Below are 25,851 nucleotides of genomic sequence, written 5' to 3'. Positions count from 1 at the left end.
AAGTTTATATTTTTCCCTGTCTCACTCTTGTTCCATAGACAGTGTCATATCTACCTATAGGTGGCGAGGATTGAATACGTGATTGGCTTACTTCTTATCTGTGATCGGCCACACTTGGTTTTAGGTGGGCGGCACCCCGGATCATGATCAGATGAAAGGTTGTCGATTCTACCAGGGACAGACGTCGTTTAATTAATCTTCAATAACTTGTTCTTTTTACGAGAGATTCTTTGTGCTTGTACACAATAGTCAAATTAACCATTGGAGCGCGAAGAGAGTAATGCAATTTTTTACGATTTTATTTATATCTAAAACATACGCCTTCTCACAAAAGGAGTTTTAAGTGTAAATTCACGAGTTAACGGTGTTGGAGTAGGATCGGAGTCGGCTTCAGCAAAATTATTCGCAAGCTCTGAAAATTCTACTATCTGTTCGGCAGGGCCAGAGATTACTATTGCTCGAGTGTCAGAGTGATCTTCACCTAGCATGACAACAATGCATTTTTTCGAACATAGTACTGCTATCACTTTATGAAATAACTTTAATGAGGAAGCTTGAGAGAAGTCTGTACCTGAAGCTCCATAAATCTCAGCAATTACACTGAGGACCTCTTTTTTATCATTTTCATCCAGCTCCATCTCTGACAAAAATATTAACGCACTCCATCCTTTGTATATAGCAGTAAAAATTGTTTTTATTTCTTCGCTACTGGAAACAGTTGAGAGGTCGCAGAAATTATGCCTCCCCTCAATGTCTAAGTTTAATTCGAGATGTCTTCTTTTGTTCGTCGCGGCCAAACCAAGCTTTCCAAATGCTCTTTTATGTAGGCCTAGTTTCTTCGCAATACTGCTACTTGAATCGAGTTCGGCAGCAAGCACGGTATATATATTATATCGAAAGAAAATTGGAGCCAAATAATCAAAGATCGATCCGTAATCATAGCCTGTAGCCAGATACCATAATGAGTCGCATGAGTTATCAAAGTGAAAATCAGCAGCTTTAGTAGCAAGAACTGACCCGGTATCAACTAAAGCTTTCATTTTGGGCACCCTTTTGACTTTTGATTCTCATATGAATAATGCTCTCCTTTAACACCATGGTAATGGGGGAGTTCATAAGTGTCATTATCCTCAAATTCGTGCCCTGCGTCGTGTAGTTTTACGGAACCTATCGGTGTTTCACCACCAGCTTTCCGACCGCCAGAGGTGAGGGCTTCAACTTTATATCGCTCACTCGGGTGAATACCTTTACGAGTGTCCTCTGGATCCTTGATAGTTCTAGAGTTATAACTTTGAGACGTAGGAATATTTTTCGAACGCATCGCAGCCCTTCGTGCCGCTCTCTTTGAAGGAAATGTTTGGTCTCCTGGTAACTGAACACGTCGAGAGCACGATGGAGTTAACCCGAGCGGATCGATCCAGCCTGTTGGGTTAGGCGCATAAGCATAAAGATTCAGTCCCCCCGCGTAGCTAATCGGATCCTTACTAACAAACCGCCCAACCCCCGGATCATAGTACCGATACCGATTGTAATGCAGCCCCGTCTCATGATCGTGATACTGCCCCTGGAACCGTATCGGGTTCATCACGCCATGCTGCCGCGCCCAATCCGAGCGCTGCTCCGTCACCTGTCCCCACGCCTTGTATTGCGCGGTCCAGGCCATGTTGCCTTGGGAATCCGTCAATTCCTGCGGCGTGCCGAGGTGATCACACTGATACCAGGCCAACGCATCAAACGGTAATGCCGTTGCCTTGTGATTCCACACTGGATCTTCATCAAGGCTGTATTCACCGCTGTAATCCGGCAGCCCAATCAGATCGATTGGCGCATGCCGTATAGCCTGTGCCACAGGGACAAAAGTGCCCGGTTCGAAGACGTAGTGCACCGTGCGGCCGGGCTCGCCATCGCTCTGTGCCGGACTGCTTTCCCAGGCGAGGTTGTCGCCATCCCAGCCGTACAAGGTGAAGCCGCAGCCGAGTTCGCGCTGTTTGCGCGCGTGCTCGTTTCTGTTCCAGAGAGAGCCTGCTTCTGGACGCTGTTTGTAGTGCGCGCGGGAGTTTTTGTGCAGGCGGCGTCCCAGTGCGTCGTAGGCGAATTCGACGGACAGGCGCGGGTCTTCGAAATGCACCAGTCGATCAAACAAATCCCACTGTAGGTCGCTGCGTTGGCCGTTGTGCCAGCGCTGGATCTGGTTGCCGCGTTCGTCGTAGTCGTAATGCGTGCCGGCGTATTCGCGCAGCAGGTTGTCGACCAGTTTGCTGCGCGGAGGGGTCAGGTCCAGTGGGCGGCGAATTTCAGTCGCCTTGTCGTCGAGCAGGTTGCCGGCCGGGTCGAAGGCGAAGGTTTCCACGCCTTGACGTGTGGTAGCGCTGAGCAGTCGGCCGACGGGATCGTAGCGATAGGCAAGCGGGCCGCGACGGCTGTCGTTGATGTCGGTCAGTTGGCCGGCGGCGTCGTAGCTGTACTCGCGTTTGAGCAGTGTGGATTTGTCGTCGCTGCGGCCGAGCAACTGTTCCTGCAAACGGCCGGCCGGGTCCCAGCTTTGGGTTTGCAGCAGGTGGTTGCCTTGATGGCGGGCGACTTCGCGGTGCAGGTCGTCGCGTTCGTAGCCGATCAGTTCGTGTTCATCGAGGCGCAAGCCGAGCAGGTGACCGCTGCCGTAAGTCAGCCAGCTGACGCGGTGGCCGTCGGGGCGCACGCTGGCGACTCGTTGGTTGAGCACGTCGTACTCGTGCTGCCAGATCGCGACGGTGGGCTTTTCCAGGCCGAGGTAATGCTGGTGCTCGCGCAGCAGATTGCCGGCCGGGTCGTGGAACCATTGCAGGCGGCTGTCGGCGTTGTCGGCCAGCACCAGGTTGCCGTTGCCATCGTAAGCGAAAGTCTCGCTTTGCGATTGGTCGCCCAAGGTGGCGCGACGTTCGGTCAAACGGCCCATCGGGTCGAAGCTCAACGAGATGACGCGTTGGCCATTGATCGATTGGGCGAGGCGTCCGGTGAGCGGGTCGTACTGATAACGCGTGCTGCGCCCATCGAAACCGCGCTCTTCGAGCAGGCGTCCGACCGGATCGTAGTGGAAGTGCGCACGTTGTTCGTTTTCGTTTTCCAGCGCCGTTAACCGTCCGAGACGGTCCCAGCGATAGCGCAAGGTTTGTTCGGCGGCATCGACACGTTCAGCGATCAAACCGGCAGCGCTGTAGCTCCACGTGGTGCAACGATCGAGAGCGTCGACGTGCGCCAGCAGCCGACCTTCGGCGTCTCGCTCAAAGCGCTCTTCGGTCTTGTCCGGGTGCTTGATCAACACCAATTGGCCGGCCTTGTATTCGTATTCGGTGGCGTTCCCGGCGGCGTCGGTGAAGCAGATCATTTGCCCCAGTTCGTTGTAGTCCCAGGCGCTGGTCTTGCCCGAGCAATCGACGTACTCCACCAGTTGCCCGGCGTCGTTGTAGTCCAACGTCTTTTCGTTGCCGCTGGCGTCCTTGATCGCGGTGGGCTGGCCGGATTTGTTGTAGGCGTATTCGGTTTTGTTGCCGAGCGGATCGAGCGCTTCGACCAGGTTGCCTTGGTCGTCATAGGCGCGCTGCCACTGCCCGCCCTCGGCATCGCTGATCTTGATCAGCAGGTCCTGATCATCGTAGGCGTAATGCATCACCGTGTGATCGGCGCGGATGTGTTCGAGCAGGTTGCTGCGTTCATCGTAGCTGTAGCGATCGGTGCTGCCGTCGGCATTCACACGGCGCACGATATTCTTCGCCTCGTCGCGGAAGAACCATTCCGAACGCTCGTCCGCGTAGCGAATGCGGTAGGTGTAGCCAAGGATGTCGTAGTAGTGCCAGGTTTCGTTGCCGAGCGCGTCAGTGACGTAGGTCAGACGAATGTTTTCGTCCCATTCCAGACGTGTGTCGAAACTGCCGTCGTCGGCCCATTCGCGCACGGCTTTGGCCTTGGCGCTTGAACCGTCCCACTGCAGGTTCATGCCGCGCCCGGTGCGGTCGGTGTAGCGGGTAATCAGGTGATGCTCGAACTGATACGACCAGACGGCGCCGTTCTCGTCCTGCGCCTGAATCAGGTCGCCATAGGCGTCGTACTGGTAGGCGCAGAGCTGGCGCAGCGGTTCGCCGTCAACGATCTGCCAGAGGCCGATAAACCGGCCGTGATCGTCGATCATCGTGCCGAGGTGCAGGTGCACTTTGGTGTAGTCGTTTTCCTGATAGGTGATCAGGTCGGAGAGCACCGAGTGTTCGCCGTGACGATGCTCGTAATGCAGCATCACTCCGGCGCCGTTGCGCAGCGAAATGTTGCTCAGCACAAAGCGCTGGCCACGGCGGACGTAGGTTTCCTTGCGCTCGAAACCACGGCACAGCAACAACTGATCTTCGCTGTTGCGGACCAGAGTGATGTTTTCGATGGCGTCGTAGTGGAACAGTCCGACTTTAGGCAACGGATAGCTGTGGTCGCGGCCGTCGGCGCTGTAGAACGTCAGGCCATCGTCCACGCAGTCAAAGCGCGTGGTGAATTCGTTGATCCAGCGCGCGCCGAGTTCGCTCTGATCGTAGGCGTCGAGGCGTGAGTTGTAGGTGCGCTTCCATTCGATCGGGAAGGGGCCGGGCAGGCTGAAATCGGTATGGCTGAGGCTTTCCGAACCCAGGGCAAAGTTGATGCTGAATTCAGTGGCGCATTTACAGGGACCTTTCTCCGGATTGGGCGCGCTTTTCGCTGGGACTTGCTTGTTGTTAGCGCCCAACTCGCCTTCTGCAGCCGTGTGGGTGGCCTTGCCGGTCTTCTCGGTATGAACCGCGGCGTTCTGCCCATGGGCATTGCGCTTGCGCCACAGGGTCACGGCGCTGGAGAGGATCTGCAGCAGCCAGCCGATGGAGTTCTGCACATTTTTATCGTCGAGCTTGCTCAACTGCGTGCGCAGTTCCGGGCCCATCGCGCGCAGTTTGCCGGTCTCGGTGGTGATCTGTTTCTGGAGCTCGTTCGGCAGCAGGTTCTGCGCGACGCTGTTGACCATCCCTTTGCCTGCCGCTTTCAAGGCGCTGTTGGCAGCCGCTAAAAAGTTGTCGGCCGTCGCGAGGGGGTCGTTGAGCAGTTGGCCGCGCCCGACGCTGGCTCTTGCGCTGGCTTCCTCCAGATCACCCTTGGCATCCAGCCGGCCAAGGGCCGTTGTTTCGATACCGGTGGCAATCTCGTTGATGATTTGTTCGCCGAGCTTGCCAGCGTCCGCCAAAATGCCCGGCAACTTGCCTTTGGCTTGCTCAACAAAGTCATCGAGGGTGCCGATGATCGAGGCGTTCAGGTGACCGACCAGCACCTCGATCACGGAAGTGCTGAGCAACAACTTGCCGCTGGCCCTCATCTCCTGACGCACCAGAAACAGCGTTGGCCGCAGGGTCATGCGCGCCGCAGCCATCGACGGCGGCAACGGCAAGACGCCGATCAGGTTGATGCCAAGGCTGGCCCACGTGAGCAAGTCGCGTTGCTTGGCATCCGACAGGGTGACGATGTCACTCAGCGCATCGACCAAAGCCATGATGTTGCCGACCACCGGCAAGAAACCGGCGTAGTTCTTGATTCGATCAAGCGTGACCACGCCATCGGTGGCGGATTGCAGCCAGGCATCGAAAGCCGCCGCACTGCTGGCGACGTCCTGAACGTCGATGGCATTGAGTGGAACGATGGCGGCTTGGGGCTCACGTTTTGCGACAGCAGTTTCAGTGGTCATCACGGCATCTCACCCGGCGACAAGGTCCGGGCTTTGCGGGCAAAAATTGAAGACCTCAATGAGCGGGCGAGAAAAAGCCGCCTCTCAGAGGTACGCATCAAAGTGAAAAAACGGAATTAGCTGACGACAGCGCCTTTCGGGCCACTGGCGATCAGCGCGGCGCCGCAGGCGGTTTTCATGCCGTCCAGTGCGATGGGTGTGCCATCGACGGTGTAAGTGCTGCTGCCCTCGGCAATCGGGAAAACCCCTTTGCACAACGGGCAGCTGACCTTGTGACCGACCCCGGCAATCGGCTTGCCGTTGAGGTCGGTGCGGGAGAAGGCTTCGAGGACTTTGCCACCGTGAGTGGTGGAGTCGCCCAAGCGAATTGCGTCTTTCATTGCGTCATTCCTTTGACCGAGGATGGCTGGCTCGGCGAGCAATCCTGTATTTCCTGCCTGCGTTCAGCAGGCGTTAGTGCCGATTTGATATCAAAATCCGTGCCAGCCACTATATGGCCATTACGCAGCAAGGGGTTGCGCCGGATGACTGCGGGATAAATCGATTTTTACTGCGGAAACCGCCTCAAAGTGCGCAAGAAGTTGCGCAGTGCTGCGCAACTTCTTGCGCACTCGGCTACAGGGCCCGTGTAACGTGGGCTGCAGGCGATTGGCGGGCGTTTTTTCGACGACAGGTGCGCAAGAAGTTGCGCAGTCGGGCGGCTGATCGACTTCTGGCAAATCGATGTCGATCGCATCGAACGCATCGCGAACAGGCGAAGGTCATCAGTGGATCTTCAGCAGGTTTGGGCGCTGTTTCGGGGTATCCTGCGCGTTCTGATTACGGACGCTTTTCCATGCTGGTGATTTCCAACAACGTGCATCTGCCGGATGCCGAGATCGAACTGACCGCCATCCGCGCGCAAGGCGCCGGTGGGCAGAACGTCAACAAAGTCTCCAGCGCCATGCACCTGCGCTTCGACATTCCGGCTTCGTCCTTGCCCGAGTTCTACAAGGAGCGGCTGCTGGCGCTGCGCGACAGTCGCATCACCAGCGACGGCGTGTTGATCATCAAGGCCCAGCAGTACCGCACGCAGGAAGCCAACCGCGCCGATGCGCTGGAGCGTCTGGTCGAGCTGATTCTCAGCGCGACCAAAGTCGAAAAGAAACGCCGTCCGACCAAACCGACCCTCGGCTCAAAGAAGCGCCGACTCGAATCGAAAACCAAGCGCGGCAGCATCAAGGCCGGGCGTGGCAAGGTGGATTTCTAGTCTTCGCGGTACTTCGCCGTATGTTTGTAGAGATACACGCTCAGCGCCAATCCACTCAGCGCGGCGAGGGCGGCAAACAGGAAAATCGAGGCAAAACCGAATCCCGCCGCAATCGCACCGGCCAATGGCCCGGTGATCCCCAGCGACAAATCGATGAACAGCGAGTAAGCGCCAACGGCTGCGCCACGGCTTGAGGCGGGCACCAGATTCACCGCTTCCACGCCCAGCGCCGGGAATACCAGCGAGAAACCAAACCCGCTCAACGCCGCACCGGCCAGCGCCCAATGCGCGTCCGGTGCGAGCCACAACAGCAGCAGGCCAAGGGTTTCCACCGACAGACAGACAATCGCCACGCGAAAGCCGCCGAGGCGGTTGATCAGGTTGCCGAACAGCAGTCGCGCGCCGATGAAGCTGGCGCCGAACAGGCTCAGGCACAGCACGGCGTTGTCCCAATGCTGGGTCGCGTAATACAGGGTGATGAAGGTGGCGATGGTGCCGAAGCCGATTGAGCCCAGCGCCAGACCGCAACCGTGGGGAAACACTTTGCCGAGCACGTGCATGAATGGCAGGCGTTCGCCGGCGACAATCGGTGCCGGCGTTTTTGGCCAGGCCAGCAGCAGGCCCAGCGCGGCGAGCAGGATGATGCTGACGCCCATGCTCCACAACCCCAACTGGCCGACCAGCCACACGCCCAACGGTGCACCGACCGCCAGGGCGCCATAACTGGCGATGCCGTTCCAGGAAATCACCTTGGCGGTGTTGGCTGCGCCGACCCGGCCGATGCCCCAGCCGATCGAGCCGGAGCCGACCAGACTTTCAGCGCTGCCCAAGACCAGACGACCGATCAACAGACTGATCAAACTGAACATCGGCAGGTTCGGTGTCCACGCCGAAATCAGCATGAACACACCGCTCAAGCCGCACCCGGCCAGGCCAATCATCACCGCACGTTTACTGCCCTGATTATCGATGATCTTGCCGGCATACGGGCGGCTGAGCAGGGTGGCGAGGTATTGCATGCTAATCACCAGGCCGGCGATCACCGTGCCAAAGCCCAGGTCGCTGTGGACGTAGCCCGGCAACACCGCGAGCGGAATGCCGATGTTCAGGTAACCGATAAAGGTGAAGAGGACGATGGAAACGACTTGCAGCGTAACCGCCAGGGGGCGCTGGGGTTCTGGCATAGAGGACGACATGGGTAACGATCCACGGAGCGGCAGATTAGATAGGCTGCTTATGATACCGGCGCGGACGGATCTGGGGCGGGAAAAGTAAAACTATTTGCTCGGCGGCGGGTTCAAGGTTTGTCCGGGGCAACCAGCTGCGTGGTGACCAGCGCGGCGAGGGCGTTTTCCTCTGTGCCGAATCGGGCGAGCAGGGCGGCTTGTTTCTCGGGCGAGAGACGGTTCCAGATCGCGATCATTTTCTCGGTCGCGCCGATCAGGACGGCGGCTTGGCTTTCGGAGAATTCGTCGGTCATGGCGGGCTCGGGGTTCAGGCAGTGTGGAAAGCGCATGTTAGCGCTTTCCACACGGTCTGTACGACGGGTATTACTCTTCGTTGTCGGCCGGGCGGCTCTCAACGGCTTCTTGCGGTTCGGGCTGCCCCGCGCCGGCTTGTTGCGTGGTCGTCTGCTCAGGTACGTGCAGGCTTGGGAAGGGGAGATTAGGAATCTCGTGCATGGTTGCGCTCCTCGCTAAGTCTGTTGATAGATCTGGTCGATCCGCGCTTCTTGAAAGCCTGCGCAGGATACAGCAGGAAAAATGACAATCAGACTTTTAATTCAAATTAATGCGACAGATGGCCGCAGGGGGCGCAAAACCCGAAGGTCACCACAAAACAAATGTGGGAGCGAGCCTGCTCGCGAAGGCAGTGTGTCAGGCAACATTTTCGTTGAATGACACGCCGCTTTCGCGAGCAGGCTCGCTCCCACAGGGTTTTGTGTTGCAGTAACTATTTGCAGACGCTGGCGATGGCCTCGGCCAGCAGGGCAAGGCGCGTGGCGTCGATGCCGGCGACGTTCGCCCGGCCCGAGCTGACCATGTACACGCTGTGATGCTCGCGCAGTTGCTTCACTTGCTCCGGCGACAGGCCGGTGTAAGAGAACATCCCGCGTTGCACGCCGATGTGTGCAAAACGCTCGCGCAGACCGTGCGGCTCCAGCGCTTCAACCAGACCGCTGCGCAGTTGCGCAATGCGCAGACGCATGGCTTCCACTTCATCAGCCCAGCGCGCTTTCAGCTCTGGATCGGCGAGGATCGTCGCGACCACCGCAGCGCCGTGATCCGGCGGCGTCGACCACAGGTTGCGGGCGATGTTGGCCAGTTGGCTGCGGATGTCGATGAGCTTGTCGGCGCTTTTCGCGCAGACGATCAGCGCACCGGTGCGATCGCGATAGAGGCCGAAGTTCTTCGAGCAGGAACTGGTGATCAGCAGTTCAGGCACTTGCGCCGCGAACAAACGCGTCGACCACGCATCCTGTTCCAGACCGTCGCCAAAGCCCTGGTAGGCAAAGTCGATCAGTGGCAGCAGATTGCGCCTGCGCACCACGTCGAGTACGCGCTGCCAGTCGTCATGGCTCAAGTCAAAACCGGTCGGGTTGTGGCAGCACGCGTGCAGCAGCACCACATCACCGTTCGGCACTTGGTTGAGTACGGCGAGCATGGCGTCGACGTCGAGGCGGTTGTCGCTACCGACGTACGGGTAGTGACTGACCTTGACCCCGGCCGCGGCGAAAATGGTTTCGTGAATCGGCCAGGTCGGGTTGCTCAGCCATACGCCCTTGCCCGGCAGGCACTGCGCGATGAAGTCAGCGGCCAGACGCAGCGCACCGGTGCCGCCCGGGGTCTGGGTGGCGCCGGCACGCTGTTCGGCGATCAGCGGCGAGTCGGCGCCGAGCACCAACTCGTTGATGACTTTGCCGAACAACGGATTGCCGTGACCACCGATGTAGGTCTTGGTGTCCTGGCTTTCGACCAGTCGCGCTTCGGCGATTTTTACCGCTTCCGGGATCGGCGTCAGGCCCTGGGCGTCCTTGTAGACGCCAACGCCCAGGTCGAATTTGCGCGGGTTGGTGTCCTGCGCATACGCCTCCATCAAGCCGAGGATCGGGTCGCCGGGTACCCGGCCGATGGCGTCGAAGTGCATTACTTGCGTCCTTCTGCAGTCTTGGCCACTTCGTCAGTGCGCGCGGCCATGATGAAGTCGTTGCGGTGCAGGCCTTTGATCGAGTGGCTCCACCAGGTCACGGTGACTTTGCCCCACTCGGTCAGCAGGCCCGGGTGGTGACCTTCGGCCTCGGAGATTTCGCCGACGGCGTTGGTGAATGCCAGCGCGTGTTTGAAGTTCTTGAACAGGAAGACCTTCTCCAGTTGCATGATGCTGTCGCGCACCTCGATGTTCCAGTCAGGGATCTGCTTGATCAGGATCGGCAGTTCTTCGTCGCTGACTTGTGGCGCATCGGCGTGGCAGGCTTCGCAGTGGGCTTGGTTCAAAGTGGACATGGTGTATTCCTGAAATCGAGTGTGTTTTTTTTATTAAAGCTTTTCGGCCGTCAATGCCGTCACGCTAAACCAAAGTGGCGGCGACTGACAGGCTCAATTGTCAGCAAAAATCGCGGTTCACGCGGCTTTTGGTTTCGGCGGAAATTTCGGCGCGTGCAGACCCAGCTGCATGCCTTGGCGAACCATGGCCATGATGTCTTCATGGGCCACGTCGAACAGACGCTTGAGGTTCGGCAGGACAAAGTACAGCGGTTGCAGGATGTCGATGCGATACGGCGTGCGCATGGCTTCGAGCGGATCGAAGGCCTGATGCTCCGGCTCGTCCGACAGCGAGTAAACGGTTTCTTTTGGTGAGGACAGAATGCCGCCGCCGTAGATGCGTTTGCCTTGCGGGGTGTCGACCAGGCCGAACTCGATGGTCATCCAGTACAGACGGGCTAGATAAACGCGTTCTTCCTTGGTGGCCTGCAAACCGAGTTTGCCGTAGGTGTGGGTGAATTCGGCGAAATACGGGTTGGTCAGCAGCGGGCAGTGACCAAAGATCTCGTGGAAAATGTCCGGCTCTTGCAGGTAGTCCAGTTCTTCGCGGGTACGGATAAAGGTTGCGACTGGAAACTGCTTGCTGGCCAGCAATTCAAAAAAAGTCTGGAAGGGGATCAGTGCCGGCACGCGGGCAACCTGCCAACCGGTGGTCTCGCCGAGCACCTTGTTGATCTCGCCGAGTTGCGGAATGCGGTCGTGGGGCAGACCGAGTTTTTCGATACCGTCCAGGTATTCCTGGCACGCACGCCCTTCGATCACTTTCAACTGGCGAGTGATCAGCGTGTTCCACACCGCATGTTCTTCGGCGGGGTAGTCGATAAAACCTTGCGCATCGGGCTCGCGGGCCACGTATTGCGTCTGCTTCATGCTGCTCTCCTGCTAGGGGAATTCGTTCTTGTTATGTCCTGCAATGGACTCAGAATTACCTGAGAGTGATGGGGTTTGCAGCAGGTTGATCGCGATGCGTGTAGGAAAATTCGCCGGAAATCGTAAAAAAATCGTTACGCTTTGGCGGATATATCGCATTTACGGTGATTCGCGGGTTTGAAAAGGCCGGTGGCTGTCACATAATCTTGACAACAATCTGCGTGCCTCGGCAGAAAAATGGCTCCGGGCGCACCGCAATACCTGTGGGAGCGAGCTTGCTCGCGAAAGCGCTGGGTCTGACACATCAATGCTGGATGTGCTGACGCCTTCGCGAGCAAGCTCGCTCCCACAGGGTCGGTATTCAACTCCCAATCTTGTCGGGCCTTATATATGCGCATCAAAGTCCACTGCCAGAACCGCATCGGCATCCTGCGCGACATTCTCAACCTGCTGGTGGCGTACGGCATCAACGTCGCGCGCGGTGAGGTTGGCGGTGAGCATGGCAACGCGATCTATCTGCACTGTCCGAACCTGATCAACATTCAGTTCCAGGCGTTGCGCCCAAAGTTCGAGGCGATTGCCGGGGTGTTCGGCGTCAAACGGGTAGGGCTGATGCCGAGCGAGCGTCGGCACATGGAGTTGAATGCGCTGCTCGGCGCACTGGAGTTTCCGGTGCTGTCGATCGACATGGGCGGCTCGATCGTTGCGGCGAACCGGGCGGCGGCGCAGTTGCTCGGCGTGCGGGTCGATGAAGTGCCGGGCATTCCGCTGTCGCGCTACGCCGAGGATTTCGACTTGCCGGAACTGGTGCGCGCCAACAAATCGCGAATCAACGGCATGCGGGTCAAGGTCAAGGGCGACGTCTTTCTGGCTGACATCGCGCCGCTGCAATCGGAGCACGACGACAGCGAAGCGATGGCTGGTGCGGTGCTGACGCTGCATCGCGCAGACCGTGTTGGCGAGCGCATCTATAACGTGCGCAAACAGGAGCTGCGCGGCTTCGACAGCATCTTCCAGAGCTCGAAAGTAATGGCCGCCGTGGTGCGTGAAGCACGGCGTATGGCGCCGCTGGATGCGCCGCTATTGATTGAGGGCGAAACCGGCACCGGCAAGGAGTTGCTCGCGCGCGCCTGTCACCTCGCCAGTCCGCGCGGGCAGTCGCCGTTGATGGCGCTCAACTGCGCCGGACTGCCGGAGTCGATGGCCGAGACCGAGCTGTTCGGCTACGGCCCGGGAGCCTTCGAAGGTGCTCGCGCCGAAGGCAAACTCGGACTGCTGGAATTGACCGCGGGTGGCACGCTGTTTCTTGACGGTGTCGGCGAGATGAGCCCGCGCCTTCAAGTGAAGCTGCTGCGCTTTTTACAGGACGGCTGCTTCCGTCGGGTCGGCAGTGATGAAGAGGTTTATCTGGATGTGCGGGTGATCTGCGCGACGCAGGTCGACTTGTCGGAGTTGTGCGCACGCGGTGAGTTTCGCCAGGACCTGTATCACCGCTTGAATGTGCTTTCGTTGCACATTCCGCCGCTGCGCGAATGCCTTGATGGATTGACGCCGCTGGTCGAGCACTTCCTCGATCAGGCCAGTCGGCAGATCGGTTGCCCGCTGCCGAAACTGGCGCCGGCGGCGATGGACCGACTCAGCCATTACCACTGGCCTGGCAACGTGCGACAACTGGAGAACGTGCTGTTCCAGGCGGTTTCGCTGTGCGATGGCGGCACGGTGAAAGCCGAGCATATTCGTTTGCCGGATTATGGCGTGCGTCAGCCGCTTGGCGATTTCTCGCTGGAAGGTGGATTGGACGAGATCGTCGGGCGCTTTGAGAAAGCGGTGCTGGAGCGGCTGTATTCCGAGCATCCGAGCAGTCGGCAATTGGGCAAGCGGTTGGGGGTTTCGCACACCACGATTGCCAATAAATTGCGTGAATATGAAGTCGGTAAAACCGAGTCGTAACCCAAACATGTGTGGGTAGTGATGGCCTCTTCGCGAGCAGGCTCGCTCCCACATTTGAAATGCATACCCCTGTGGGAGCGAGCCTGCTCGCGAAAGCGATAGTCCAGGCAACACCAGCGCCAGACATTGCCACCTACCGGCATAACACCGCCGGTTTTTCGACTTCGATACATTTCAAATTTCCCCTCGCCATCCCTCAAGTCCTTTGTTTACCGGGTCTTTGCCCGCCAGAAAAAAGTTGGTCTGCAAATTGCTTATGGCTCAGCAGTACAGCAGTGGGCGGCAAACGTCCGGCATGCAGAGGAAAGAGTGTGGACAAGTACCTTTATGTGGCAATGACCGGCGCCAGCCAGAATGCACTGGCGCAAAAGGCGCATGCCAACAACCTCGCGAACATCTCCACCAACGGTTTTCAGCGCGACCTGGAGCAGGCGCGTTCGATGCCGGTGTTCGGTGACAGCTTTCCGGCGCGTGCGTTTGCCATGAGCGAACGGCCAGCCACGGATTTCACCCCGGGCTCGCTGGTGCAGACCGGTCGTGACCTCGACGTTGCGGTGACCGGCAACGGTTTCATCGCCGTGCAAAACCCTAATGGCGGCGAAAGCTACGTGCGCACCGGTAGCCTCAACGTCGACGCCCTCGGCGTGCTGCGGGCCGGCAACGGCATGCCGGTCATGGGCAATGGCGGTCCGATCGCCGTGCCGCCCGAGCAGCAGATCGAAGTCGGTGAAGACGGCACCATCAGTATTCGCGCGATGGGTGAAGGCCCGCGCGTCATGGCCGAAGTCGACCGCATCAAGCTGGTCAACCCGGACATCAAGAACATGAACAAGGGTCTCGATGGCTCGATTTACACCAAGGACGGCCAACCGGCGCCGGCCGATGCCAACGTCAAACTGGTGTCGGGCTTCCTTGAGTCGAGCAACGTCAACGCCGTCGAAGAGATGACCTCGGTGCTGGCGCTGGCCAAGCAGTTCGAGTTGCACGTCAAGATGATGAACACCGCCAAAGACGACGACCAGGCCATGGCTCGGGTCTTGCAGATCAGCTAATTATCAGAACGTCGCGCCGTAAAACAGGCGCACGAGGAGAATCGAATGCTTCCGGCTCTATGGGTTGCCAAAACCGGTCTGTCCGCCCAGGACACCAACCTGACCACCATTTCCAACAACCTGGCGAACGTGTCGACCACGGGTTTCAAACGTGACCGCGCCGAGTTCCAGGACCTGCTGTATCAGATCAAACGCCAGCCAGGCGCCCAATCGACCCAGGACAGCGAACTGCCGTCGGGTCTGCAACTGGGTACCGGTGTGCGCATCGTCGGCACGCAGAAAAACTTCACCGCCGGCAGCCTGCAAACCACCGAGCAGCCGCTGGACATGGCCATCGACGGTCGCGGTTTCTTCCAGATTCTGCAGCCGGACGGCACCACGTCCTACACCCGTGACGGTACCTTCCACCTCGATTCCAATGGCCAGATCGTTAACGCCAGCGGTTTCGCTCTGGAGCCGGCCATCGTCATTCCGAACGATGCCCAGACCTTCACCGTCGGCCGTGACGGCACCGTGTCCATCACCGTCGCCGGCAACGCCGCGTCGCAGGTGATCGGCAACCTGCAAACCGCCGACTTCATCAACCCGGCCGGTCTGCAGGCAGTGGGTAACAACCTGTTCCTGGAAACTGCCGCTTCCGGCGCGCCGCAAGTCGGCACTCCAGGTCTGGCCGGTTTCGGTACCACCCTGCAGAACACCCTGGAAACCTCCAACGTCAGCACCGTGGAAGAGATGGTCAACATGATCACCACTCAGCGCGCTTACGAGATGAACTCCAAGGTGATCTCCACCGCCGACCAGATGCTCTCGTTCGTAACGCAGAATCTGTAATCAAGTCTATGAGGCGGCCATGAGGTCGCCTGCAACACCGTGAGGTAGGGTCATGAATCGCTTTGTATCTGTTCTGGCATTGAGTGGGGTCGTCTCGCTCGCGGGCTGCGTCGCCCCGACGCCCAAGCCCAATGACCCTTACTACGCCCCGGTGTTGCCGCGCACGCCGTTGCCGGCTGCGGCCAACAATGGCTCGATCTATCAGGCCGGTTTCGAGCAGAACCTGTACAGCGACCGCAAGGCGTTCCGGGTCGGTGACATCATCACCATCACCCTGAACGAGCGCACGCAGGCGAGCAAGAACGCCAACTCGCAGATGGACAAGAACAGCGATAACAAGGTCGGTCTGACCTCGTTGTTCGGCTCCAGTCTGACCACCAACAATCCGATCGGGGGCAACGACCTGAGCCTGAACGCCGGCTACAGCGCCGACCGCTCGACCAAAGGTGACGCCAAGTCGGGGCAGAGCAACAGCCTGACCGGCTCGATCACCGTGACCGTCGCTGACGTGCTGCCCAACGGCATCATCGCCGTGCGCGGCGAGAAGTGGCTGACGCTCAATACCGGTGACGAACTGGTGCGCATTGCCGGCCTGGTGCGCGCCGATGACATCGCCACGGACAACACTGTGTCGTCGACTCGGGTCGCCGATGCGCGCATCACCTACTCGGGTACCGGCGCGTTTGCCGATACGAGTCAGCCAGGCTGGTTCGACCGTTTCTTCCTCAGCCCGCTGTTCCCTTTCTAGGTGGCTACGTTGAATCTGAAAAGCCTTATGGTGGCCGCGCTGTTGATGTCGGCGGCCTTCAATGCACAAGCCGAACGGTTGAAAGACATCGCCAGTATCTCTGGCGTGCGTTCCAACCAGTTGATCGGTTACGGCCTGGTGGTCGGGCTTAACGGCACCGGTGACCAGACGACGCAAACCCCGTTCACCCTGCAGACCTTCAACAACATGCTCTCGCAGTTCGGCATCAAGGTGCCGCCGGGATCGGGCAACGTGCAGTTGAAGAACGTCGCGGCGGTGTCGATCAGTGCCGACTTGCCGGCGTTCGCCAAGCCGGGTCAGCAGGTCGATATCACGGTGTCCTCGATCGGTAACTCCAAGAGCCTGCGTGGCGGCACCCTGTTGCTGACCCCGCTCAAGGGTATCGACGGCAACGTCTACGCGGTCGCTCAGGGCAACCTCGTGGTCGGCGGTTTCGATGCTGAAGGTCGCGACGGTTCGAAGATCACCGTCAACGTTCCGTCGGCCGGTCGCATTCCGGGCGGTGCTTCGGTGGAGCGTTCGGTGCCGAGCGGTTTCAACCAGGGCAATAGCCTGACGCTGAACCTCAACCGTTCCGACTTCACCACCGCCAAACGTATCGTCGACAAGATCAACGACATGCTCGGCCCTGGTGTCGCGCAGGCCATCGACGGTGGTTCGATCCGCGTCACCGCGCCGCTCGATCCGAGCCAGCGCGTCGACTACTTGTCGATCCTGGAAAACCTCGAAGTCGATCCGGGTCAGGCGGTGGCGAAAGTCATCATCAACTCGCGTACCGGCACCATCGTCATCGGCCAGAACGTGAAAGTGTCGCCAGCCGCCGTGACCCACGGCAGCCTGACCGTGACCATCACCGAAGACCCGATTGTCAGCCAGCCGGGCCCGTTGTCCAACGGCCAGACGGCAGTCGTGCCGCGCTCGCGGGTGAACGCCGAGCAGGAAGCCAAGCCGATGTTCAAATTCGGCCCGGGCACCACCCTCGACGAGATCGTGCGGGCGGTGAACCAGGTCGGCGCGGCACCGGGTGACTTGATGGCCATCCTTGAAGCTCTGAAGCAGGCCGGCGCGTTGCAAGCCGACCTGATCGTGATCTGAGGCCGACCACCATGGATATGCGCAAGAGCGGTCTGGTCAACAGCAGCGATTCGGGTTCTTACTCGGACCTCAATCGCCTGAACCAGCTCAAGGTCGGTGACAAGAACAGCGATGCGAACATGCGCAAAGTGGCGCAGGAATTCGAATCGCTGTTCCTCGGCGAAATGCTCAAGTCGATGCGCTCGGCCACCGAAACGCTGGGGCAGGACAACCCGCTCAACACGCCGGCGGCCAAGCAGTATCAGGAAATGTACGATCAGCAATTGGCCGTTTCCATGTCCCGTGAGGGTGGTGGTATTGGCCTCGCCGACGTGCTGATGCGGCAGATGTCGAAGAACAAACCGATGGCGCCGGGCGAGGCTGCGGCCGCCTCCGCCGCCAAGCAGGAAGAAGCCAAGGCCAAGGCCGCTGCCGTGGTGACGCCGATTGCCGCCGGCACCGTCGCCACCAATGGCCCGTTGTCGCGACTCAATGGTGAGCGTCCGCTGTGGGCCTCGCGTTCGGTGAATGCACCGAACACCGATATTTCCCACCGCAACGACATGGCGCTGATCAACCAGCGTCGACTGGCCTTGCCGCCGAAACTGGCCGATCGTTTGCTCGCAGGTCTGGTGCCTTCGGCGACGCCGGCGGCCGCTAATCCATTGCCGCAACGCGCCACGACAGCCGCCACCACCGGTGCCGGCCCGCTGTACAACGGCGATTGGCTGGCCCGTGCCGAGAACGAAAAAACCTCCGGCGGGCAGATGCAGATTTATGGTCGTGCGATGGCGCAGATTCCGTTGGCGCCAGCGAAAAAAGCGTTCAGCTCCGCCGACGAATTCGTCAACACCATGCTGCCGATGGCCAAGGAAGCGGCCGACCGCATCGGCGTCGATCCGCGTTATCTGGTGGCACAGGCTGCGCTGGAAACCGGTTGGGGCAAATCGGTCATGCGCGCCCAGGATGGTAGTAGCAGCCACAACCTGTTCGGCATCAAGGCGAGCAGCAACTGGAAGGGCGATTCGGCCCGGGCGATCACCAGTGAGTTCCGCGATGGCGCAATGGTCAAGGAGACGGCCGAGTTCCGTTCCTATGCCTCGTACAAGGACAGCTTCCACGATCTGGTGACTTTGCTGCAGACCAATAATCGCTATCAAGATGTCGTGAAGTCTGCCGATAACCCAGAACAGTTTGTACGCGAGTTGCAAAAGGCCGGTTACGCCACCGACCCGAACTACGCGACAAAGATTTCGCAGATAGCCAAGCAGATGAACAGTTTCCAAAACTACGCTGCGGCGGGTGTATCCACCACGCCTTTATAAGGCACAAGGTATAAGGTCTGAACCATGAGTTTGCTCAATATCGGGATGTCGGGACTGTCGGCCAGTCAGTCCTCTTTGGCTACGACAGGCAACAACATTGCCAACGTCGACACCGCCGGTTATTCGCGCCAGCAAACCGTGCAGGGCACCAAATCCTCGCAGCAATTCGGTACCGTTTTCATCGGTACGGGCACCACCCTGGCTGACGTGCGCCGGGTGTACAACTCGTACCTGGAAAGCCAGCTGCACACCGCTACTTCGCTCGACAGCGAATCGGCTGCTTACCTGGCGCAGGCCACGCCGCTGGACTCCATGCTGTCGGACACCAACACCGGCCTGACCGGCGTGCTGCAGAAATTCTTCACCACCATGCAGGGCGTTTCGACCTCGGCGACCGATGACACCTCCCGTCAATCGGTGCTGACCGGCGCACAGGCGCTGACCAGTCGTTTCAACACCATCGCCAAACAGCTCAACGACCAGAACACCACGATCAACGGCAGCCTGGGCGACATGACGTCCCAGGTGAACAAGCTGGCCACCTCGATTGCCAATTTGAACCAGAAGATCGGCGAAATCTCCACCAGTGGCGGTGCGCCAAACGATCTGCTCGACAGCCGTAACGAAGCCGTACGCCAGCTGTCCGAACTGACCGGCGCGCAGGTCGTCGAGCGTGGCACCAGTTTCGACGTCTACATCGGCAGCGGTCAGCCGCTGGTAATCGGCAACACCACCAACACACTGAGCATGGTCGCGAGCAAAGACGATCCGTCGCGCATGGCCATCCAGATGGATCGCGGTTCGAGCACCATCGACATCACCTCGGCGATGACCGGCGGTGAAATCGGCGGCCTGCTGACCTATCGCAAAGAGGTCCTTGACCCGTCACTCAACGAGCTGGGCCGAGTGGCGCTGGTGATCGCTGATCAGGTCAACAGCCAGCAAGCGCAGGGCATCGACAAAAACGGTGACTTCGGCGCGGCGATTTTCAACAACATCAACAGTGCCGCGCTGATCAGCTCGCGCAGCATCGCGCAGTCGGGCAACAGCACCGGTTCGGGTAACCTCGATGTCACCATCAAGGACACCGGCAAGCTGACCACCAGCGATTATCAAGTGACGTTCACCAGCGCCACTGACTACACCGTCAAGCGTTCCGACGGCACCGACCTGGGCGCCTTCAGCACCACCACCAATCCGCCGCCAGTGATCGACGGCTTCACCCTTGCGCTGAAGGGTGGTGCGTTGAGCGCCGGTGACAGCTTCAAAATCACCCCGACCCGCAATGCGGCGGCGAGCATTCAGACGGTACTCACCGATCCGAAGAAAATCGCTGCGGCCGGTCCGTTGACCGGTGTCGCCAGCGCTGCCGGTCTGGGCACTTACACTCAGCCGACACTCAGCAGCAAGATCGATATCTACAACCCGACGGCCCAGGCTGACATGCAGGCGGCGCTGAAGAACTCGACGCCGGTCAAACTGGTGTTTGGTGCGGTCAGCGGCGGCAGCCAGTCTTACTCCTTTGTGGATGCCAAGGGCGGCGTGATCAGCAGCGGCACAGTCGTTCCCGGTCAATCGAACACGCTGGACCTGAAGGTCGGCATCGTCGATGCCAGCGGCAACCCGGTGCTGGACACCAGCGTTACGCCGAACGTACAGAAAACCTTCTCCGTGCAGACCACCATTGGCGGCACGCCGAAGCCAGGCGAAACCTTCACCATGAACCTGACCGGTGCGGCGTCTTCGGACAACCGCAACGCGCAATCGCTGGTCGCCCTGCAAACCGCGCAAACCGTCGACACCGGTTCGGCCAGCAAAGGTATCAGCCTGACTGACGCCTACAACAAGCTGGTGACCAACGTCGGTACCAAGACCGCCCAAGGCAAGTCCGACAGCGCCGCGACTTCGGCGATCCTGGATAACGCCAAAGGCGCGCGCGATTCGCTGTCCGGGGTCAACCTGGATGAGGAAACCGGTAACCTGGTCAAATATCAGCAGTACTACACAGCGTCTTCGCAGATCATCAAAGCTGCGCAGGAAACTTTCGCCACGCTGATCAACAGCCTTTAAGGAGTCGTAATTCATGCGCATTTCCACCGCCCAGTATTACGGCACGCAAGCGTCGGACTATCAGCGTAACTTCAACAAGGCGGTCGCCACCGCCAGCGAGGCGAGCAGCCTGCAGCGCATCACCAATGCGTCCGATGATCCGATCGGCGCCGGTCGTTTGCTGCAACTGGGCCAGCAGGCCGCGATGCTGGATCAGTACAAGACCAACGTCGACACCACCACAAATTCGTTGAATGTGCAGGAGTCCACGCTGGATTCCATCACCACCGCACTGGCGCGTGCCAAGGAACTCGCCCTGGCCGCCAACACCGGCACGCGCACCGACAAGGATCGCCAGGCTTACGCTTCGGAACTGAGTCAGATCCAGCAACAAGTGCTGGGCCTGATGAACTCCAAGGATGCCAACGGCAACTACATGTTCTCCGGTTCGAAGACCGATACCGCGCCGTACTCGCAGAATGCCGACGGCACTTACACCTACAACGGTGACCAGACCACGATCAACCTGGGCATCGGCGACGGTATGACGGTCGGCACCAACACCACCGGTTGGGATGCCTTTCAGCAGACCATCAACACCGGTCGCACCAGCACCAACATGACGGCTCCTGCAGTGGATGACGGCCGTGTCGTGCTGTCCAGCGGTACCGTTGGCAATGTTGCCACCTACAACTCCAAGTTCTCCGGTGGTCAGCCGTACACCGTCAGCTTCGTCAGCAGCACCCAACTGCAAATCACCGATGCGCTGGGTAACGACGTGACGGCTGAAGCCAGCCAGAACGGCGCGATCGTCAACACCACCGGCACCAACCAGTCAGTCAGTTTCCGTGGCGTCGACCTGAAGCTGAACATCAACCTGAAAGCCGGGGACACCAACCCGGACGCGGTCATTGCCGGGCACAGCTTCCAGCTGTCGACCCAGCCTGACTCGTTCACCACCGCGCGCAGCCCGGGTAACCCGTCTACTGCGGTGATTACCGGTTCGACCATCACCGACCAGTCGGCCTATACAAACGCCTTCCCGCAAGGCGGCGCGGTGCTCAAGTTCACCAGCGCCACGGCGTTCGATCTGTATGCGGCGCCAGTCACTGCGGACAGCAAACCCGTGTCGTCCGGCACCGTGGCTGGCGGCAACGCGACCGCTGCGGGCGTGACTTTCGCGCTGGGCAACACGCCGGCCGCTGGCGATCAGTTCTCGATTCAGCCGAACAATCACCAGACCCAGAACGTGCTCGACACGCTGGGCCAGATGATTACGGCATTGAATACGCCGATCGACGGTGATGATGTTGCCAAGCAGAAGTTTCAGGGTGTCATGGAGTCGGGTCTCGGCAACATCGACGCTGCTACCAACCAGATTGGCGCTTCTGTCACCACCATTGGTGCCCGTGGCCAAGCGCTGGAAATGCAAACCGCGACTAACCTGAGCCTGAGCACCGCGAACACCACGACGCAAGGTTCGATCCGCGATTCCGATCCGGCAGAAGTCATGACCCGCCTGACCCTGCAGCAGACCATGTTGCAAGCCGCGCAGTTGGCGTTCAGCAAGATCAGCCAGTTGGGTCTGTTCAACAAGATCTGACGGTTAACGGGCGCGTGAGCGCCCGTTTGCTCCATCCTTCAAGTAATGTTTTTTAGCGGTTTCCAGGGCTCGCTTTACCGAGCGGGCTCGTACCGCCTGTGAGCCCGCCGTGAATTCACTCCCTCTCGTTAGCCTTGTCATTCCCGCCTTCAATCCACGCTTTTTCGAGCGAGCCTTGCGTAGCGCTGTCGGCCAGGGCTATGGCCATCTGGAGATCATCGTTTGCGATGACAGTCGTGGCGTCGAGATCGAAAACACTGTCTCGAATGTCAGCGCGCAAACCGGCGTTGCCGTGCGCTATGTGCGTAACCCGCGCACGTTGGGCCTGGTCGGCAATCTGAAAGCCTGCCTGGATCAGGCGCAGGGCGAGTTCATCAAGTTTCTGTGTGACGATGATTTGCTCTATTCCGCCTGTATCGAGCAGCAGGCGCACGAGATGCGTCGTGCAGAAGTCAGCCTGGTGCTGGCGCAGCGACTGCTCTGGGACGCGAACGACATCATCCTGCCTGCGCGTCTGGAAAACACCTCGCTGTCGCCGGTCAGTGGCCTGTTCAAGGGCGACGATTTACTGGCGATCTTTGAAAAATTCCCGGTCAACGTTCTCGGCGGTTTCAGCAACGCGTTGTTTCGCCGCGCGGACGTCGCCGAGCTGCTCCCGGCATTGACCGAGGAGGGCGGCGGCTTCGTCGCGAGCCTGGATTTCGCCTTGTATGTCTGCCTGCTGCGACGCGGCAACCTGGCGGTGTCCAACAACGTGCTGAGCGCCGAGCGTCTTTATCCGGAGCGGCTGAGTGCGCAGCAACCGATGAAGGACGCGATGGCCGTCGAGCGCGAATGGCTTTCGCAAATGCTCAAAGTCCGCAGCGGTGAGTCGGCGCCTGCGCCAGGCTGGGTACGCTATATCCCGTTGGTAAAGGCGGATGAGTCGCCAAGGGTTTGGGAAGAGCTGCCGCTGAGCCGTACCCTCGGTTCCCGGCAGAGCCGTCAGGAGTGTGGCGTCGGCGTCGACAGCCTGAGTTTCGGCGAACTCTACGCGCAATGGCTGGAGTGCCGGGTGCTGACCGAAGGCCAGCGCAAGTTGCTGCCGGAAACCATCGCCAGTTGGTCGCACCAGCCGCGGATCGTGCCGATCATCATCGATGGCAAAGGCAGTCGCGATGGTGTCGAGCGCACGCTGGAGGCCCTCGCCAATCAGGATTACCCGGCGGAACTGGTGCTGGTCCTGTCCACCTCCTGTGCCGAAGCGGAGCTGGATGGACGCGTGTTTCGCCTACCGCTGCAAGACGACGGCCTTGCGCAGCTCAACACCTTGCTGCCGCAACTGGACGGCGCCGACTGGTTCTACCTGCTGCAACCCGGTGATCGGCCGGTGGCCACGGCGTTGCTGATCATGGCGGACCGTATCGCGCATTCGCGGTCGTTCACTTGCCTGTACAGCGACGAAGGCAGTCTGCGCAGTGGTGAGTCGGCAGAGCCTGCGTTCAAGCCGGATTTCAACCTCGACCTCATGCGCAGCTATCCCTACGTCGGGCGGGCGCTGGCGTTCAAGCGCGAGCGGGCGCTGGCACTGGGCGGCCTGACGCCTGACTTTGCACAACTGGCGCCTCACGACCTGCTCTGGCGCATGGTCGAGAGCGATGGCACTCAAGTGATCGGGCACATCGCCGAAGTGTTGCTTGAATCGAAATTCGATCTGTCCCAATGGCTCACCGACCCGGGTGTTCTGGCACAGAATCCGCGGGTGCTCGATGCGCATCTGCAGCGCTTGGGGATTGCCTACGAGACGCGACGCGAGGGCAGTGAGCTGCTCAATCGGGTCGACTATCGCCATGCCCGACGCCCGTTGGTGTCGGTGATCATCGTCGCTCAGGATCAGACGGCAGCCTTGCAGCGGTGTGTCGAAACGCTGCTGGAAAAGACCGCTTACACCGAGTACGAAATTCTCTTGGTCGACAGTGGCAGCGAAAGCGCCGAGGCACGGACCTGGCTCGACGGCATGGAACAGTTGGGCAGTGACCTGATTCGTGTGTTGCGCTACCCGCAAAAGCACAATCCCGCCGCCATTCACAACTTTGCCGTGAGTCAGGCGCGTGGCGAATACGTCTTGCTGCTCAATGCCTTTGCGGTGATCACGCAAGCCGACTGGCTCGACGAATTGCTCAATCATGCGCAGCGCCCCGAAGTCGGGGTGGTCGGCGCCAAGTTGTACGACCCGGACGGCGGGGTGTTGCATGCCGGCCTGATTCTCGGTTTGCAGGGGCCGGCCGGGTTGCCGTTCTTTGGTCAACCGATGCAATCGGAGGGCTATATGTTCCGGCTGCAGGCGGTGCAGGATCTGAGCGCTGTCGGCGGTGACTGCCTGATGGTTCGCAAGTCGGTCTTCGAGGAGGTCGCGGGGCTCGACGAGCAGCACTTGAAGGTCGCGTACAACGTCGTCGATCTGTGCCTGCGGGTCGGTCGCGAGGGGTATCTGGTGGTGTGGAATCCGCATGCCCGGCTGGCGGTGGGCACGCGCCCGGTCGCCGTGGCAACGAGCGAAGAGCAGCAACAGCACGAGCGCGAGCAGGATGCGTTTTACCAGCGCTGGCTGCCGCAGATTGCGCGCGATCCGGCCTACAACGTCAACCTTGCGCTGCAAGGTATCGGGGCCAGCAACTTTAGCCTCGAACCGGGCCTGCTGAGCGGCTGGAATGCGTTTTCCAGGTCGAGTCTGCCCAACGTGCTGGTGGTGCCGATCAACGCTTCTGCCATCGGCCATTACCGCATGAGCCAGCCGATGATCGAACTGGAGGCGGCCAACCGGGTCGAGGGGCGCATCTGCTACGGCTTGCCGTCGATCGTCGAAATCGAGCGTCAGGCCCCCGACGTGATCGTGCTGCAGGGCCGCTACTCGGAGCACGCCATCGATGAAATTCCGCCGCTGAAGAAGTACTTCAGCGCCCGGCGTATTTTTGAACTGGATGACTATGTCATCGACGTTCCTCATCGCAATGCCCACATCCGCAACATGCCGAGCAAGCAGGACATGGAACGCATGGTGCGTCGAGCGATCGGCCTCTGTGATCGGGTGGTCGTGTCGACTCAACCCTTGGCCAATGCGTTGTCGGACATGCACCACGACATTCGTGTGGTGCCGAACATGCTCGCGAAAAACCTCTGGAGCCACCTGCGCAGCCAGCGGCGCACGTCGAAGAAACCACGGGTCGGTTGGGGCGGTGGCACCAGCCACCACGGCGACCTGGCGGTGATCGCCGAGGTGGTTCGCGAACTGGCCAATGAAGTCGACTGGGTGTTTTTCGGCATGTGCCCGGATGACTTGCGTCCGTACATGCATGAGTTCCACGGTGTGATCCCGCTCGACGTGTATCCGGCGAAACTGGCCAGCCTCAACCTCGATCTGGCCCTCGCACCGCTGGAGTTCCACATCTTCAATGACTGCAAGAGCAACCTGCGGCTGCTCGAGTATGGCGCTTGCGGCTACCCGGTGATCTGCACTGACACCGAAGCCTATCGCGGCTACCTGCCGTGTACGCGGGTCAAGACCAACACCACCGATGAGTGGTTGCAGGCGATTCGCATGCACCTGGCCGATCCTGATGCCAGCTACCGCATGGGCGACGAGTTGCGTGAGGTGGTGCTGCGCGATTACGTGCTGCGTGGCGATAACCTGCGCTACTGGGAAAATGGCTGGCTGGCGGACTGACCGCTTCGCGCAGCACCTCCCCAAAAAAAACAGGCGACTTTCGAGTCGCCTGTTTTTTTGCCTGCGAAAATCGTATTGCATCAATCTCGATACAATTTTTTGCAGGACCTCA

Annotated in this window: 19 protein-coding genes; 10 read left to right on the top strand and 9 right to left on the bottom strand. The window is 59.6% G+C overall.

Annotated elements, in window-relative coordinates; translation table 11 throughout:
• Window positions 1-308: 308 nt before the first annotated feature.
• The 3 genes from A8O26_RS29820 to A8O26_RS20395 form a co-directional block, all read right to left on the bottom strand.
• On the bottom strand, window positions 309-1,040 hold the full coding sequence (locus A8O26_RS29820) for a hypothetical protein (RefSeq protein ID WP_155740672.1): 732 nt from the start codon (window positions 1,038-1,040) through the stop codon (window positions 309-311).
• The gene (locus tag A8O26_RS20400; protein ID WP_253756967.1) at window positions 1,037-5,722 is read right to left on the bottom strand and encodes an RHS repeat-associated core domain-containing protein; all 4,686 of its coding nucleotides are present in this window, start codon (window positions 5,720-5,722) and stop codon (window positions 1,037-1,039) included. Before A8O26_RS20400 ends, A8O26_RS29820 begins: the two co-directional genes overlap by 4 nt.
• Before the next feature lie 116 nt (window positions 5,723-5,838).
• Window positions 5,839-6,102 carry a PAAR domain-containing protein gene (locus tag A8O26_RS20395; RefSeq protein ID WP_007920142.1) on the bottom strand — a complete coding sequence of 88 codons (264 nt, stop codon included), beginning with the start codon at window positions 6,100-6,102 and terminating at the stop codon, window positions 5,839-5,841.
• Between the two features lie 455 nt (window positions 6,103-6,557).
• Here A8O26_RS20395 and arfB point away from each other — a divergent pair, with 455 nt between their 5' ends.
• Entirely contained in the window at window positions 6,558-6,971 is a 414-nt protein-coding gene (gene arfB / locus A8O26_RS20390) for an alternative ribosome rescue aminoacyl-tRNA hydrolase ArfB (protein ID WP_007920134.1), read from the top strand.
• Here the strand turns inward: arfB and A8O26_RS20385 are convergent.
• The 6 genes from A8O26_RS20385 to phhA all read right to left on the bottom strand — a co-directional run bounded on the left by A8O26_RS20385 (window position 6,968) and on the right by phhA (window position 11,383).
• Complete coding sequence (locus tag A8O26_RS20385) at window positions 6,968-8,155, bottom strand: MFS transporter (RefSeq protein ID WP_172828191.1); 1,188 nt, start codon at window positions 8,153-8,155, stop codon at window positions 6,968-6,970. The two genes, arfB and A8O26_RS20385, sit on opposite strands and share 4 nt — an antisense overlap.
• A gap of 113 nt (window positions 8,156-8,268) precedes the next feature.
• Complete coding sequence (locus tag A8O26_RS20380) at window positions 8,269-8,451, bottom strand: hypothetical protein (protein ID WP_064119571.1); 183 nt, start codon at window positions 8,449-8,451, stop codon at window positions 8,269-8,271.
• A gap of 70 nt (window positions 8,452-8,521) precedes the next feature.
• On the bottom strand, window positions 8,522-8,653 hold the full coding sequence (locus A8O26_RS30460; RefSeq protein WP_256583563.1) for a hypothetical protein: 132 nt from the start codon (window positions 8,651-8,653) through the stop codon (window positions 8,522-8,524).
• Between the two features lie 271 nt (window positions 8,654-8,924).
• Window positions 8,925-10,118: an amino acid aminotransferase gene (locus tag A8O26_RS20375; protein WP_064119570.1), complete on the bottom strand. Its 1,194-nt coding sequence runs from the start codon at window positions 10,116-10,118 to the stop codon at window positions 8,925-8,927.
• The gene (locus A8O26_RS20370) at window positions 10,118-10,474 is read right to left on the bottom strand and encodes a 4a-hydroxytetrahydrobiopterin dehydratase (protein ID WP_064119569.1); all 357 of its coding nucleotides are present in this window, start codon (window positions 10,472-10,474) and stop codon (window positions 10,118-10,120) included. Before A8O26_RS20370 ends, A8O26_RS20375 begins: the two co-directional genes overlap by 1 nt.
• Before the next feature lie 117 nt (window positions 10,475-10,591).
• Window positions 10,592-11,383 carry a phenylalanine 4-monooxygenase gene (phhA, locus tag A8O26_RS20365; protein ID WP_007920123.1) on the bottom strand — a complete coding sequence of 264 codons (792 nt, stop codon included), beginning with the start codon at window positions 11,381-11,383 and terminating at the stop codon, window positions 10,592-10,594.
• Between the two features lie 390 nt (window positions 11,384-11,773).
• Between phhA and A8O26_RS20360 the strand changes: the two genes are divergently transcribed.
• From A8O26_RS20360 to A8O26_RS20320, 9 genes are all read left to right on the top strand, one after another.
• The gene (locus A8O26_RS20360; protein ID WP_064119568.1) at window positions 11,774-13,333 is read left to right on the top strand and encodes a sigma-54-dependent transcriptional regulator; all 1,560 of its coding nucleotides are present in this window, start codon (window positions 11,774-11,776) and stop codon (window positions 13,331-13,333) included.
• A 311-nt stretch (window positions 13,334-13,644) separates the two neighbouring features.
• Complete coding sequence (locus A8O26_RS20355) at window positions 13,645-14,385, top strand: flagellar basal body rod protein FlgF (protein ID WP_064119567.1); 741 nt, start codon at window positions 13,645-13,647, stop codon at window positions 14,383-14,385.
• 45 nt (window positions 14,386-14,430) lie between these two features.
• Window positions 14,431-15,216, top strand: a complete 786-nt coding sequence (gene flgG, locus A8O26_RS20350) for a flagellar basal-body rod protein FlgG (protein WP_007920118.1) — start codon at window positions 14,431-14,433, stop codon at window positions 15,214-15,216.
• A 52-nt stretch (window positions 15,217-15,268) separates the two neighbouring features.
• Complete coding sequence (gene flgH, locus A8O26_RS20345) at window positions 15,269-15,964, top strand: flagellar basal body L-ring protein FlgH (RefSeq protein ID WP_038363773.1); 696 nt, start codon at window positions 15,269-15,271, stop codon at window positions 15,962-15,964.
• Between the two features lie 27 nt (window positions 15,965-15,991).
• Window positions 15,992-17,080 carry a flagellar basal body P-ring protein FlgI gene (locus tag A8O26_RS20340; protein WP_064119566.1) on the top strand — a complete coding sequence of 363 codons (1,089 nt, stop codon included), beginning with the start codon at window positions 15,992-15,994 and terminating at the stop codon, window positions 17,078-17,080.
• Between the two features lie 11 nt (window positions 17,081-17,091).
• Window positions 17,092-18,384 carry a flagellar assembly peptidoglycan hydrolase FlgJ gene (gene flgJ, locus A8O26_RS20335; protein ID WP_064119565.1) on the top strand — a complete coding sequence of 431 codons (1,293 nt, stop codon included), beginning with the start codon at window positions 17,092-17,094 and terminating at the stop codon, window positions 18,382-18,384.
• Between the two features lie 24 nt (window positions 18,385-18,408).
• Window positions 18,409-20,454, top strand: coding sequence for a flagellar hook-associated protein FlgK (flgK, locus tag A8O26_RS20330; RefSeq protein WP_064119564.1), 2,046 nt, complete (start codon window positions 18,409-18,411; stop codon window positions 20,452-20,454).
• Between the two features lie 13 nt (window positions 20,455-20,467).
• Window positions 20,468-22,036 carry a flagellar hook-associated protein 3 gene (locus tag A8O26_RS20325; RefSeq protein WP_064119563.1) on the top strand — a complete coding sequence of 523 codons (1,569 nt, stop codon included), beginning with the start codon at window positions 20,468-20,470 and terminating at the stop codon, window positions 22,034-22,036.
• Between the two features lie 109 nt (window positions 22,037-22,145).
• On the top strand, window positions 22,146-25,739 hold the full coding sequence (locus A8O26_RS20320; protein ID WP_064119562.1) for a glycosyltransferase: 3,594 nt from the start codon (window positions 22,146-22,148) through the stop codon (window positions 25,737-25,739).
• The last annotated feature ends 112 nt before the right edge of the window (window positions 25,740-25,851 follow it).

The organism is Pseudomonas fluorescens, assembly GCF_001648775.1.
In the GTDB taxonomy this organism is placed as follows: Bacteria; Pseudomonadota; Gammaproteobacteria; order Pseudomonadales; family Pseudomonadaceae; genus Aquipseudomonas; species Aquipseudomonas fluorescens_M.
Note: the sequence above shows the minus strand (reverse complement) of the source record. Positions and strands in the feature narration are given on the sequence as shown.